This window comes from Nitrospirillum amazonense, from assembly GCF_029594735.1.
Taxonomy (GTDB): Bacteria; Pseudomonadota; Alphaproteobacteria; order Azospirillales; family Azospirillaceae; genus Nitrospirillum; species Nitrospirillum amazonense.
This window is the reverse complement of sequence record NZ_JARPAF010000001.1, coordinates 36,653-50,534: the sequence shown is the minus strand read 5'-3', so window position 1 is coordinate 50,534 and position 13,882 is coordinate 36,653. Positions and strand designations below refer to the sequence as shown.

Sequence of the window (13,882 nt, the reverse complement as noted above, 5' to 3'; positions counted from 1 at the left end):
CCTTGGCACTTGACCTTGAGCACAAAGGTGGTAGGCATAGACCATAGAGCCTATTACCTATGAGATAGGTTATTCTGCAGCATGGTTCGCCCGCCACTTCCTTCCCTGGCCCGCCCGCTGGTGCTCGGCCTCGCCCTTTGGGCGATCGCCCTGGTGGTGATCGAGGCGCAGGTGATTAGTGGACGGTTCGTTTCTGAATTCCACATCTACGCCGAGGCCACCTGGGCCTGGTGGCAGGGCGCTGAGATTTACGAGGATGGCATCAACGGCTTCCTTTACCTGCCATCCAGCGCCGTGCTGTTCACCCCGTGGGCCTATCTGCCGCCGCTGCTGGGCGATGCGCTGTGGCGTCTGAGCCTGCTGGCCGTCTGCTGGTGGGGCGTGGCCCGGCTGTGCCGCCTGCTGGCGCCGGCGAAACGTCAGGGCACCGATTGGCAGCGCCTGTTCGGCGTGGCCCTGCTGGCGGCGCTGCCCATCGGCGTGGTGGATCTGCGGGGCGCCCAGACCGAATTCCTGATGCTGGGCCTGATGCTGGCCGGCCTGGCGGACGTGGCGGAAGGCCGGTGGCGCCGCGCCGCGTTCCTGCTGGTACTGGCCGGCGCGTTCAAGCCCCAGGCCCTGGCCCTGGTCATGCTGGCCTTCGCCCTGTGGCCCCGCCTGCGTCTGTCCCTGGCGCTGTGGCTGACGGCGGCCCTGGCCCTGCCCCTGACGCACTGGGACCCCGGCTACGCCCTGGGCGAATATGGCCAGCTCGTGCGCAAGACCATGAGCAGCGCCAACCCCGGCGGCGGCGTCTGGCACGATTTCGCCAATGGCCTGGCCACCCTGGGCCTGCCACTGGACCTGATGGCCCAGACCGTTATCCGCGCCCTGGCCGGCATCGCCGTGCTGACCCTGGCCCGCGGCACCGTCAGCCGCCTGCCGGCCCCCAAGGCCGCCGCCACCGTGGCGGCCTTGATGGTCACGTATCTGCTGCTGTTCAACCCGCGTACGGTCCTTGGCCATTTCGGCGACATGGCGCTGGTCGCCGGCGCCCTGGCGGGCTGGGAATTTCATGTCCGCCGCAACCGGGCGCTGGGCTGGATGCTGGTGCTGCTGTGCTTCGCGCTGACCACCCACGTCTGGACGCGAGGCCTGCACGTGGCCACCACCACGTGGTTCAAGCCGCTTCTGGCGTGCGGATTCGGCCTGTATGTCGTGGTCCGCTGGGTGCCATCCCTGCCCGACCGGCCCGCCGTGGGCCGTCAGGAAACCCCCGAGGATGCACCGAGGGAGAGCTTGGCAATTCAAGGTTAGCCACCTTTACATTCCCCTCCGCCGACGGGCGCAGTGACGCAGGCCACAGTTTTCCGATTTGGCGGCGATTGGTCGCGGCATGCCTAAATTCGAACCGTTGCGTATCGAAGTAGGTTCCCCTTAACCGTCAAGCGCGTTAATTATTTGGGGCTGTGCCGGGCGGGGGGCGACCTCGGCCCCTGGGCGTAGCGTTGCATTTTTCCGCATCGCATTGCCGGAGCCCCGTCCTCATGTGGATCGTCGCCTACGCCCTGAGGCGTCCCTATAGTTTCGCCGTGCTGGCGGGCCTGATCACGCTACTGGGCGTGCTGAGCCTGTTCCGGATGCCCACGGACATCTTCCCCGAGGTGGAGATCCCCACGGTCACCGTGGTGTGGAGCTACTCGGGCCTGGACGCGCAGGAGATGACGGGCAAGATCACCGCCTTTGGTGAGCTGGCCATCATCAACACCGCCGATAACGTGGCGGAGGTGGAATCCGAGACGTCCAACGGCGTGGGCATCATCCGCACCACCTTCCAGCCGGGCGTGAACATCGACCTGGCCATCTCGCAGATCTCCGCCATCTGCCAGACCATCCTGAAGCGCATGCCCACGGGCACGCAGCCGCCGCTGATCGTGCAGTACAGCCGGTCCTCCGTGCCCATCCTGCAGCTGGCCCTGTCGTCCGACACCATGTCCGAGGCGCAGCTGTACGACTATGGCCGCATCACCATCCGGTCGCAGATCAGCGACATCCCCGGCATGCGCCTGCCCCTGCCCTACGGCGGCAACGCGCGCCAGATCATGGTCGATATCGACCCGGACAAGCTGCGCAGCTATGGCCTGACCCCCAACGACGTCAACAAGGCCATCACCGCCCAGAACCTGAATCTGCCGTCCGGTACCGCCAAGATCGGCGACACCGAATACCAGGTGGGCCTGAACAGCTCGCCCATCGCCGTCGATACCTTCAACGACATCCCCTTGCGCGACGTGAACGGCCGCACCGTGTTCATGCGCGACGTGGCCAATGTCCGCGACGGCGCCGCCGTGCAGACCAACGTGGTGCACGCCGACGGCCAGCCCGCCGTGCTGTTGACCATCATGAAGCTGGGTGGCGCCAGCACCCTGGCGGTGGTGGACGAGGTCATGCGCCGGCTGCCGGAGATCCGCAAGGCGGCGCCCGAGGGCATGCGCATCCAGCCGCTGTTCGACCAGACCACCTTCATCAAGCACGCCATGGAAGGCATCCAGCACGAGGGCTTGATCGTCGGCGCCCTGGTGGCCATCCTGATCCTGCTGTTCCTGGGTGGTTGGCGCAGCACGGCCATCGTGCTGACCTCCATCCCGCTGTCCATTCTGACGGCCGTGGCCGTGCTTTCCATGGCCGGCCACACCCTGAACGTGATGACCCTGGGCGGCCTGGCGCTGGCCATCGGCATCCTGGTGGACGACGGCACCGTGGCCATCGAGAACATCCACCGCCACATCGGCATGGGCAAGCCGCTGCGCCAGGCCATCCTGGAAGGCTCGGACGAGGTGGCCTTCCCGGCCCTGGTTTCGACGCTGTGCATCTGCATCGTGTTCGTGCCCATCTTCTTCCTGCACGGTATCGCCAAGTACCTGTTCTCGCCCCTGGCGCTGGCCGTCATCTCCTCCATGCTGATGAGCTACGTGCTGTCGCGGACCCTGGTCCCGGCCATGGCCGCCTGGCTGCTGCCGGCGGAACTGCGCGGCCACGGCCATGGCGAGGAGGGCAACCATGGCCACGTTGCGCCCCCGACCGGCCTGGCCGGCGCCTGGGCGCGCTTTCATGCCGGATTCGAGCGCGGCTTCGAGGGCCTGCGCCAGCGGTACCTGAGGGTGCTGGGCGGCGGCCTGTCACGGCCGTGGATGGTAACCGGTTTCGCTGTGGTGCTGCTGGTCTGCGCCGCCGCCACCATCCCCTTCGTCGGCACCAACTTCTTCCCCGAGGTCGATGCCGGCCAATTCCGCCTGCACGTCCGCACCCCCGCCGGCACCCGGCTGGAGGAAGCGTCGCGTCAGTTCGGCGCCATCGAGCGGTCCATCCGCAAGATCATCCCGCCAGAGGAACTGGGCCTGATCATCGACAACATCGGCCTGCCCGACCCGGTGAACCTGGGCCTGACCGACAGCGTCACCGTCAGCTCCGCCGACGGTGAAATCCTGGGTGCCCTGACCGAGAAGCGGTCGCGGCCCACCCATGAGTATGTCGAGCAGATCCGCGCCATGGTGGCCAAGGATTACCCGGGCGTTGAGATCTTCCAAAAGCCCGGCGACATCACCAGCCAGATCCTGAACGGCGCCGTGCCCACCCCCATCGACATCCGCATCATCGGCACGGCCCGCGGGCCCAACGCCCTGATCGCGGAGGACCTGCGCCAGCGCTTCAAGAACATCCCCGGCCTGGTGGACGTGACGCTGCGCCAGGTGACGGCCACCCCGGCCTACCGCATCGAGGTCGACCGGGCCCGCGCCGCCGAGCTGGGCCTGACCCAGAACGACGTGGCGCAGGAGGTGCTGGTGTCGCTGGCGTCCTCGGGCGTGGTCAATCCCAGCTACTGGATGGACGTCAACTCGCTGGTCATCTACCCGGTCGTGGTGCAGTCGCCGCAGCGCCTGATGGCCTCGGCCGAGGATCTGCTGAACACCCCCATCCATTCCACCCGGGTGACGACGCCGGTGCTGCTGCGCAACGTTGCCAAGCTGGTGCCCACCAAGGTGGCCGCGGACATCAGCCGCACCTCCTTCGCGCCCCGCTATGACGTCATCGCCAACGTCTCGGGCCGCGACCTGGGGTCGGTCAGCCGCGACATCAAGGCCGCCATCGACGCCGTGCGCCCGCAGCTGAAGCCCGGCAACCGCATTGAGATGGGCGGCCAGATCAAGACCATGGAGCAGGCCTACGGCGACATCGCCGCCGGCATGGCCCTGGCCGTGGTCTTCGTCTACATGCTGATGGTGGTGAACTTCCAGTCCTGGCTGGACCCGCTGATCGTGCTGGGGGCCACCCCGGCCGCCATCCTGGGCGGCGCCGTGATGCTGCTGCTGACCGGCACCACCTTCAGCGAACCGGCCCTGATGGGTATGATCATGGTCATCGGTGTCGCCACCGCCAACAGCGTGCTGATGGTGTCCTTCGCCAACCAGCGGCGCGAACAGGGCCTGACATCCCTGGACGCCATGGCGGAGGCCGGCGGCGCCCGCCTGCGCCCCGTCATGATGACGGCCCTGGCCATGGTGCTGGGCATGATCCCCATGGCCCTGGCGCTGAGCGAGGGTGGCGAGCAGAACGCCCCCCTGGCCCGCGCGGTGATGGGCGGCCTGCTGTTCTCCACGCCCATGACCCTGCTGGCCGTTCCAGCGTTGTACGTCCTGCTGCATCGCCGGCGCCATGCCGTGCTTGCGACCACCACCGTTCCCGCCGGCTCGGCCGCCGAGTGATTTTAGGAGTCTGATGATTATGACCGCCGCCCCTAAGACCACCGTCCGCCGCCGGTCCTGGATGCTGGGCACCGCCGTCGTGGCCCTGGCCGCCATCGGCCTGGTGTCTGCCCCCCACCTGGCCAGCGGCAACAAGGCCCCGCCCGAAGCCCGGCCGCAGGCGCCGCTGCAGGTGAAGACCACCAACCCCAAGCCGGTGAAATCGTCCGACGGCCTGCTGCTGCCGGCCCAGACCCAGGCCCTGACGGAATACACCGTCTACGCCCGCGTCTCCGGCTATATCGGCAAGCGCCTGGTAGACATCGGCGACGTGGTGAAGGCCGGCCAGACCCTGGCCGTCATCGAGGCGCCCGACCAGGATCAGCAGCTGATGCAGGCCCGCGCGGCACAGCACCAGGCGGAGGCCAACCTGGCCCTGGCCAAATCCAACTACAGCCGGTCCAAGTCCCTGCTGGGCGACGGCTGGGTGACCCGCGAGACCTACGACACCCGCGAGTCCGCCCTGAACGCCGCCCAGGCCGACCTGGAGGCCGCCATCGCCAACGTGAAGCGGCTGGAGCAGCTGACCGCCTACAAGACGGTGACGACGGCCATTGACGGCATCATCACCCAGCGCCTGGTGGAACAGGGCGACCTGGTGGTGGCCGACGCCAGCAGCGGCAAGGCCCTGTACCAGGTGTCCCGCCAAGACCACCTGCGCCTGGTCATCGACGTGCCCCAGGGTCAGGTGCCGGCCGTGGCGGTGGGCGCCGCGGTGGACGCCAGCTTCGTGGAATTCCCGGGCCGCACCTTCCCGGCCAAGGTGGTGCGCATCTCACACGCGGTGGACAGCACCAGCGGCACCATGCGGGTCGAGGCCGACCTGCCCAACCCCGACCTGACCATCCCGGCCGGCATGCGCGGCAACGCCCATTTCCCCGAGGCCGGCGCCCAGGTGCTGGCCCTGCCGGTGAACACCATCGTCACCCGGCCGGAAGGCAAGCGCGTCGCCATCGTCGATGGTGAGGGCAAGGTGCGCTTCCACCCCGTGACCTTGGGCCGTGAATTCAACACCACGGTCGAGGTGGTGGGCGGGGTCAGCGACAAGGACCGCGTGGTGCTGAATCCCAACACCATGCTGAACGACGGCGACGCCGTGACAGTGGCGGAGGATGCGCCCAAGGACGGCGCGGCGAAGTAAAGGCCTGACGTCATTGAAAAACAAACGGCCGCTCCCCCCAGGAGCGGCCGCTTGCTTTTGCGCCGGATGGGCCGGCGCCTGGTACAAGCGTAAAGATGAACCTTACCAAGGTTCGCAGCCGTTGCACTCGATCGGGCTGGCCAGGGCCACCTTGCGCTCAGCCGTCATATGGCTGGTGGCATAGACGCCGACACCGACCAGAACCAGGCACGCCATAACGATCTTCTTGAAAGACATGGATTTTCCCCCATCAAAGCGCCGATCGGGACAATCCCGACGGCAGGCGAAAACAGGGGAAAGCAAACCTCGGGCCAGTTTTCAGACCCTCTACCATCAGGACAGTTTCCAGGTCCTGAAACGGCAAGCCATTGTTAATCCGTTAAGATTTGAGTTATTAGGAAAGTGGCGGCGCAGTCGCCGGCAATATTATTGTTGCCGGTGGGCAATAACGTCTCTTGGCGGGTAGGCAGAAATGACCCATCCTATCGCTCTTTTCCGTCGATTGGGGGCCTGACCCGTGGGCGCCACCGCCAGTTTAATTGGCAGCTTGTTCTTAAGCGTTATCGCGGGTGGTACTGGCCTGTCCGGCGCCGTGGATCAACCCAGCGGCAAGCCTGTTATTCAATTTTTATACCCTGACGTGGGTCCCTTCCTGCAAGGGGCTTCGGATGGTGCGGCCGTGCGCGGACCCATCGCGGCCCGGGTGGAGGCGTTGGCCGCCAAAGCCGGCTATGAGGTTACCTGGCTAGGACCTATCCCGCGTAACCGCATCCTGGCGGACCTGCAGGACGGCAGGGTGGCCTGCACCCCCAACGTCATCAAGACACCGGACCGCGAAGCGCATTTCAAGTTCACCGAGCCGCTGTTCCCGGGGACGGAGTGGCTGGTCATCACCCGCAAGGGCGCCGACTGGATCAAGGGCTACCCGACCTTTGAAAGCCTGATTCGGGATCCGGCCCGGGTCTACGGCAACATGCTGGGCGCATCCAAGGGGCCCGCTTTGGATCGCTTGGCAGCGGAAGAGGCCAGCCACGTCCGACCTATACGTGGCACCCCCGCCGATCTGGTCAAGATGGTGGCGGCTGGCCATATCGATTACACCATCGTTTCCGGCCCCGATGACGCCCGTAACGCGGCCCTGTCGGCGGGCGTGGACCCAGGCGACCTCGTCATCACCCACTTCCCCGAGCTGTCCGCCGTGGGCGCTGGGCGTATCATGTGCGCACAGACGGTGGGCGACGATCTGATCGCCGCCTTCGACCGGGCGCTGGCCGGCGCGCACTGAGCCGCCGGGGCCACCCGTCGTCCGGAGACGGGTGGACGGCGGCGGCTCGGCGGCCCATAAAGGCGGAACCTCCTGATCCTTCCGATCCCTGCCGCTGCGATGATGCCCGACACCCCCTCCGTTCCTGACACCGAATCCCACAGCTGGGATCCCGACCTGCTGCTGGCCGTCGCCACGACGGAGGAAGGCTGCGCCACACTGTCCCAGCTGGGCCTGGTGCGCCCCAAACAGGCGGCGGCCATGGGGCTGGTGCCCCTGCCCCTGGTCTTTCCGGACAAGGAACAAGTGTGGGTGGAGGCGGACCGGCAGGAAGAATTGCTGGCCGTCATCCAGCGCCGCGCATCGGAAGCCGTGGCGCGCCCGGCCCTGCTGGCCGCTGCCCGCCCGCCCCTGCGGGAGGCCGGCTTTGAGATCACCCCGGCCATCGTTCCCGACCGCGTGCGCGTCACGCAGCGGCTGGAACTGCGGCTGCCCAGCTTCCCCCACCCCTATCGCCTGAACGTGGACCGCACCTTCTCCGTCGGTGAGCTCTCTGACCTGGACGGCACGGCCCTGGTCGACCTGGTCGGCGCCGACAGTAAGTTGAATGGCCGGAAGCGCGATGCCGAAGGCAGCCTGGCCCGCCGCCTGGCCGAGATCGAGGCCGAGGTTTCCAGCGATGCCGAGGCCCTCGCCGAAATCCGCGACCGCCTGTGGCGCGGCACCCACCACCTGACCGACGCGCCCTCCGTCCTGCGCCGGTGGGAGCGGGAGGTGGCGACCTGGGCGCAGGACCGCATCCATGCCCGCGGCCGCAGCTTTGTCGACAGCCATTTCGACCTGAAGCGCTATGAGGACCTGTTCCCCCTGGCGCGCAGCATGCCCCGCCGCCTGGTGCTGGTGGTCGGTCCCACCAATTCGGGCAAGACCCATCGCGCCATGCAGGCCCTGAAGGACGCCCGCAGCGGCGCCTATCTGGCGCCCTTGCGCCTGCTGGCGCTGGAGATCATGGACCGCCTGAACAAGGAGGGCGTGGCCGCCAACCTGGTGACGGGCGAAGAGGAAATCCGCGTGCCCGGCGCCCGCATCACCGCCTCCACGGTCGAGATGCTGGATCCGGAGAGCCGCCTGGAGGTGGCCGTCATCGACGAGGTCCAGATGCTGGCGGACACGGAGCGCGGCTGGGCCTGGTCGGCCGCCCTGGTGGGCGTGCCGGCGGAGACGGTGTACCTGTTGGGCTCCCCGGACATCCGCCCGGTTATCGAGCGCATGGCCCAGTACCTGGGCGAACCGCTGGAGGTGGTGGAGCTGGAGCGCAAGACGCCGCTGAAGCTGATCGACCGCCGGCTGGAGTGGAGCGACGTGCAGGCGGGCGACGCCTTGATCGCCTTTTCCCGGCGAGAGGTTCATTCCGTCCGCGAAACCATCCGTGCCAAGGGCCTGAGCGCCGCCGTGATCTATGGCGCCCTGGCGCCCGAGGTACGCCGACGGGAGGCGGAGCGCTTCACCACCGGCGAGGCCGACGTGGTGGTGGCGACGGACGCCATCGGCATGGGCCTGAACCTGCCCGTGCGCCGCGTGCTGTTCACCAGCCTGGAGAAGTTCGACGGGCACGAGGTGCGGCCCCTGTCGGGGTCGGAAGTGCGGCAGATCGCCGGCCGCGCCGGCCGCTATGGCAAGTTCGAGGTGGGTGAGTATGGCGTGGTCGGGCGCGGCAGTCCCAACGCCCTGCGCCACATGTACAAGGCGGCGGACGAGAAGGTCCACGCCGCCCTGCCCCTGACCCTGCGGCCCACCCGCGCCATGATGGAACGGTTGGCCACCTACGTCGGCACCGACCGCCTGGTGCCCCTGGTCGACTGCTTCGCCGCCGCCGACACCAAGGGATCGCCCTACGCCTTGGCCGACCTGGCGCCGGTGCGCAAGATGGCGGTGGCCCTGGACGCCCGGCGCCTGGATTTCGACCGCCGCCTGACCCTGCTGTTCATGCCGGCGGACCTGGACCGCGAGACTGACGCCGACCTGGTCTACGGCATTTGCCGCGCCCTGGAGCGGGAGCAGCCCCTGCCGCTGGACGGCGTGGCCGGCAAGCGCATCGACAGCCTGGACGACCTGGGCCTGGAGGCGCAGTCGCGCATCTGCGACCTTTATTACTGGGCCACCCGCAAGTTCCCCGCCTACTTCCCCGATCGCGAGGCCGTCACCGAACGTCGCGCCGCCGTGGCCGAGCGCCTGGCCCAGGTCCTGGCCATGCGCAGCCGGGCGCGGGCGGCGGGCGAAGCTCCCCACAAGCCCAAACCCGGCTTCCGTGGCGCCCCCCGGAAGCGCTATGGTCCCAAGCGGAAGTAATCAGTGACCTTGAACGAAAGGAGCGGCCACGGCCGCCCCGCGATCATCAATCCAGCGTTTCCAGATACGCGGCTTCGCCGCGACTGTCATAGAAGCCGACACCGCCACGGGCGTAGTAGTGGCTGACGATGCTGCGTCGGGTGATTTCGGAATTCACCCGGATACCCCCGCCATGGATCAGGTTCTCGTGCCAAACCAGGATTTGGCCGGCCTTGGGCCGATAAACCAGGCGCTCGAACCCGCCAGCATTAAGCAGGCGGTTGATCTCGTCCCCAAACACCACATAGCTGGAATAGTCGGAAGTGACCTTGGCCAAACCCAGCGGTTCCGCCAGCAGGCGCGGCGTCCGATGGCTGCCGGGGTAAACGAAAAGCTCACCGGATTCCGGTCGCACATCCTCCAACGCCACCCACACACCGCACATATAACCAGCGGGGTAAGGGGTCAGGTGGATTGTGTCCTGGTGTGCATCTTGCTGGCTGCCATTCACGTACAGCAACGTCTGGCAGGCGCAGGCATCATCTCGGAACCACCGCTTCAGGAAATCCAGCACCGGCGGGAACAGCCAAATTTTTCGGCCTTCGGGCAAGCGGTGGGCATCGTGGATGCGCTCACTGGAACCAGGGCGATGCAGTAGGCGTCCACTGAGCAGCGCCGCTTCCACCGCGTTGTTGAACGCTGTGACTGTTTCGATGGGCACCGCTTCATGAAGAACGGTAAAGCCCCAGCGGATCAAGTGCTGAATCGCCGCCTCGGCGTCTGCCGCCGGTTCCACGCTCAGTGGCACATCGGCCGCCGCCGCGATCGCGTCCGGCTGATTGAACCAAGCAACCGACTGCCCGTGGCTGAAAGGATACATGGCGCTGTCGACATGCCCGGCAATCAGAACAGGCGAACCATGCGCCAACAGATCGGCCCGCACACTGTCCGCGAGGGTGCCTTGATTGCTGATCAGCAGTTCGAGGCCCGGCATCTCCGCAAAAGGCCCGGTCGCGATGCCAGTGGTGACACGGAGGTTAACCACGCCATTCGGCACGAGGTGGCTGTTGGCGAGAACAGCCAGTTCCCAAGCGGCTTCGCCAACCTTGGTAGCGATGTCGCTGGCGGCGAAACGCTGCGTGACGCCGCCAAAGTTCAGTTCCACCCAGATGCCGTCAATGGGCTCGGAGCAATGAAGGGTCGACGCCAGACGCAGCAAACCATAAACGGGCGTGGCCGGCGGCCGGTTAGTAACAACCCAAGGGGAGATCGAATGTGGAACGGGGGACATGTATGCCTTCCGATTACAAGACATAGGCAATTAGGCTAATGCTTCCCCTTTGTCGAAGAAAATAGCAACACTTTCAACCGAAAAGGAGAGCTCTTGAAATGCCCTCCGCCGTCTGTTGCAGCGCGGATAAGAACTGACCTTCCAGTTGCGCCTCCGTCACGCGGGAGGCGTGGGTGCTGACGTTCATGGCGGCGATGATCATCCCGCCCCGGCCGCGGATGGGTACGGCGATGGAGCGCAAGCCCTCCTCCAGCTCCTGGTTCACCAGGGCCCAGCCCTGGCCGCCGGCCTGGCGCACGGCGGCCTTGACCGCGTCCGCCTTGATATCCGGCGTGGCGGCCAGGATGGCGTCCAGATCGGCATCGGGCAGGGCCGACAGCAGCACCCGGCCCATGGAGGTGCGGGCGGCCGGCAGGCGGGTGCCGATGCTGATCTCGATGGACATGATGCGCTTCATGGGCACGCGCACGACGTAGACGATGTCCGTGCCGTCCAGCACGGAGATGGAGCAGGATTCCTGCACCCGGCCCACCAGTTCCTGCATGAAGGGCTGGGCGACACCCGTCAGGGTCAGGGATGACAGATAGGCCAGGCCCAGGTTCAACACCTTGGGCCGCAGGCTGAACAGCTTGCCATCGAAGGCGACGTAGCCCAGCGCGCACAGGGTGTGCAGCAGGCGCCGCGCGGTGGCGCGCGTCACGTCGGCGCGCTTGGCCACCTGCGACAGGGTCATGGGCGTGTGGGTGGCGCCGAACGCCTCGATCACCGCCAAGCCGCGTGCCAGCGCCCGCACGAACTCCCCACCCTCGGCACCCGCCTCACCGTCCGCGTCACTCATGCGCCGTCCTCACCCATGCAGAAATTTGCGCCCGCAGCCGTTGACAGGCCGGGGCGGGAGGTTCACTCTAATGTTCATTATACGGACATTTGTACGCTAGACGAACAAAAAGATGCGGCCGACCAAAAAATATCGGCCACGACTTTCCGGGGAGGGGACGGCCGATCAGGCCCTGCGCGATCGCCCACAGGGTGACCGCCGTCCGGGCGCCAGCCAGGCCCCTTCCTTCGCGACGACGAAGGAGTGCGTATTTCATGACCGAAGTCTTCATCTGTGACGCGATCCGGACCCCCATCGGGCGCTATGGCGGCGCCCTGTCGTCGGTGCGTGCCGACGATCTGGCGGCGGTACCGTTGAAGGCCCTGATGGCGCGCAACGCCAGGGTGGATTGGGATGCGGTGGGCGATGTCGTCTTCGGCTGCGCCAACCAGGCGGGGGAGGACAACCGCAACGTGGCCCGCATGGCGGCGCTGCTGGCAGGCCTGCCGGTCGGCCTGGGCGGCACCACCGTCAACCGCCTGTGCGGATCGGGCATGGACGCTGTGGCCATGGCCGCCCGCGTGGTGGCCCTGGGTGAGGCGGACCTGATGATCGCCGGCGGGGTGGAAAGCATGTCCCGCGCGCCCTTCGTCATGGGCAAGGCGGAAGACGCCTTTTCCCGCAAGGCCGAGATCTTCGACACCACCATCGGCTGGCGCTTCGTCAACAAGGCGATGAAGGCGGCCTATGGTGTCGACAGCATGCCAGAGACGGGCGAGAACGTGGCCGAGGACTTTGGCGTTTCCCGCGCCGACCAGGACGCCTTCGCCATCGCCAGCCAGCGCAAGGCCGCCGCCGCCCAGGCGCGCGGCCGGTTTGAGCGGGAAATCGTCCCCGTCACCATCCCCCAGCGCAGGGGCGACCCCAAGGTGGTGTCGGTGGATGAACACCCCCGCCCCGACACGACGCTGGAGGCGCTGGCCAAGCTGAAGGGCGTGGTGAAGCCTGAAGGGACGGTGACCGCCGGCAACGCATCCGGCGTGAACGACGGCGCCGCCGCCCTGCTGCTGGCCTCCGCCGAGGGCGTGCGCAAATACGGCCTGACGCCGCTGGCCCGCTTCGTCGGGGCCGCCACCGCCGGCGTGCCGCCGCGCGTCATGGGCATCGGCCCGGCGCCGGCGACACAGAAGCTGCTGGCCCGCCTGGGCCTGACCATCGGCGACATCGACGTGGTCGAACTGAACGAGGCCTTCGCCAGCCAGGGCCTGGCCGTGCTGCGCCAGCTGGGTATCGCCGACGACGACGCACGGGTGAACCCCAACGGCGGCGCCATCGCGCTGGGCCATCCCCTGGGCATGTCCGGCGCCCGCCTGGTCGCCACCGCCGCCCACGAACTGGCCGGATCGGACGCCAGGCGCGCCATGTGCACCATGTGTATCGGCGTGGGCCAGGGCATCGCCAGCGTCATCGAACGGGTCTGATCACCCCCAGGCACTAAGCACACCGGAACGGAGCGACCAGGCCCCGACTGGGGCCACCGCGTTTGAGGAATAAGAACCGATGTTATCCAAAGTTCGTACTTCAGCCCTGGAAGCCTTGGCCGACGTCCCCGATGGTGCCACGGTCATGGTGGGTGGTTTCGGCAACGCCGGCATGCCCATGGAATTGGTGGATGCCCTGATCGAGCAGGGATCCCGGGACCTGACCATCGTCAGCAACAATGCCGGCAACGGCACCACCGGCCTGGCGGCCCTGCTGGCGGCGGGGCGGGTGCGCAAGGTCATCTGCTCCTTCCCCCGCCAGACCGACAGCTTCGTCTTCGACGAACTGTACCGCGCCGGCAAGGTGGAACTGGAACTGGTGCCCCAGGGCAACCTGGTGGAGCGCATCCGTGCCGCCGGCGCCGGCATCGGCGGCTTCTTCACCCCCACGGGCTACGGCACGCCGCTGGCCGAGGGCAAGGAAAGCCGGGTGATCGACGGCCGTGGTTATATCCTGGAATACCCCATCCACGCCGACGTCGCCCTGATCAAGGGCCGCCTGGCCGACCGCTGGGGCAACATGGTGTTCCGCAAAACCGCCCGCAACTTCGGCCCCATCATGGCGTCGGCCGCCAAGGTGTCGGTCGCGCAGGTGGAAGAGATCGTGGAGCTGGGCGCCCTGGATCCGGAAACCATCGTTCTGCCCGGGATATTCGTCAGCCGCGTGGTGGCCGTAGGCAAGCCCACCGCCCGCTCGGCCGCTTGAGCCAGGAGTTAGA

Annotated in this window: 10 protein-coding genes; 7 read left to right on the top strand and 3 right to left on the bottom strand. The window is 67.2% G+C overall.

Going from position 1 to position 13,882, the window contains the following annotated elements; genetic code table 11:
- Positions 1-81: 81 nt before the first annotated feature.
- The 3 genes from P5F91_RS00210 (at position 82) to P5F91_RS00200 (ending at position 5,922) form a co-directional block, all read left to right on the top strand.
- Complete coding sequence (locus P5F91_RS00210; RefSeq protein ID WP_145612883.1) at positions 82-1,296, top strand: glycosyltransferase 87 family protein; 1,215 nt, start codon at positions 82-84, stop codon at positions 1,294-1,296.
- A gap of 230 nt (positions 1,297-1,526) precedes the next feature.
- Positions 1,527-4,742 (top strand): efflux RND transporter permease subunit, encoded by a 3,216-nt coding sequence (locus P5F91_RS00205; protein WP_145612884.1) that lies wholly within the window; start codon positions 1,527-1,529, stop codon positions 4,740-4,742.
- A gap of 19 nt (positions 4,743-4,761) precedes the next feature.
- Positions 4,762-5,922, top strand: coding sequence for an efflux RND transporter periplasmic adaptor subunit (locus P5F91_RS00200; protein ID WP_186454923.1), 1,161 nt, complete (start codon positions 4,762-4,764; stop codon positions 5,920-5,922).
- 102 nt (positions 5,923-6,024) lie between these two features.
- Here the strand turns inward: P5F91_RS00200 and P5F91_RS00195 are convergent, their stop codons facing one another.
- A complete protein-coding gene (locus P5F91_RS00195) occupies positions 6,025-6,159 on the bottom strand; it encodes a hypothetical protein (RefSeq protein ID WP_277906069.1) in 135 nt (44 codons plus the stop codon).
- A 442-nt stretch (positions 6,160-6,601) separates the two neighbouring features.
- On the opposite strand from P5F91_RS00195, the gene P5F91_RS00190 reads away from it, so the two are divergent.
- Positions 6,602-7,207, top strand: a complete 606-nt coding sequence (locus P5F91_RS00190; protein ID WP_186454924.1) for a substrate-binding periplasmic protein — start codon at positions 6,602-6,604, stop codon at positions 7,205-7,207.
- Positions 7,208-7,306: 99 nt separating this feature from the next.
- Positions 7,307-9,535 carry a helicase-related protein gene (locus P5F91_RS00185; protein WP_277906068.1) on the top strand — a complete coding sequence of 743 codons (2,229 nt, stop codon included), beginning with the start codon at positions 7,307-7,309 and terminating at the stop codon, positions 9,533-9,535.
- Between the two features lie 46 nt (positions 9,536-9,581).
- Here P5F91_RS00185 and P5F91_RS00180 read toward each other — a convergent pair whose 3' ends face one another.
- Both P5F91_RS00180 and P5F91_RS00175 read right to left on the bottom strand, forming a co-directional pair.
- Positions 9,582-10,805, bottom strand: coding sequence for a phytanoyl-CoA dioxygenase family protein (locus P5F91_RS00180; protein WP_186454925.1), 1,224 nt, complete (start codon positions 10,803-10,805; stop codon positions 9,582-9,584).
- A gap of 73 nt (positions 10,806-10,878) precedes the next feature.
- Positions 10,879-11,643: an IclR family transcriptional regulator domain-containing protein gene (locus tag P5F91_RS00175; RefSeq protein ID WP_145612888.1), complete on the bottom strand. Its 765-nt coding sequence runs from the start codon at positions 11,641-11,643 to the stop codon at positions 10,879-10,881.
- A 254-nt stretch (positions 11,644-11,897) separates the two neighbouring features.
- Here P5F91_RS00175 and pcaF point away from each other — a divergent pair, with 254 nt between their 5' ends.
- Positions 11,898-13,103: a 3-oxoadipyl-CoA thiolase gene (pcaF, locus tag P5F91_RS00170; protein WP_145612889.1), complete on the top strand. Its 1,206-nt coding sequence runs from the start codon at positions 11,898-11,900 to the stop codon at positions 13,101-13,103.
- A 79-nt stretch (positions 13,104-13,182) separates the two neighbouring features.
- Positions 13,183-13,869: a 3-oxoacid CoA-transferase subunit A gene (locus tag P5F91_RS00165; RefSeq protein WP_277906067.1), complete on the top strand. Its 687-nt coding sequence runs from the start codon at positions 13,183-13,185 to the stop codon at positions 13,867-13,869.
- Positions 13,870-13,882 lie beyond the last annotated feature (13 nt).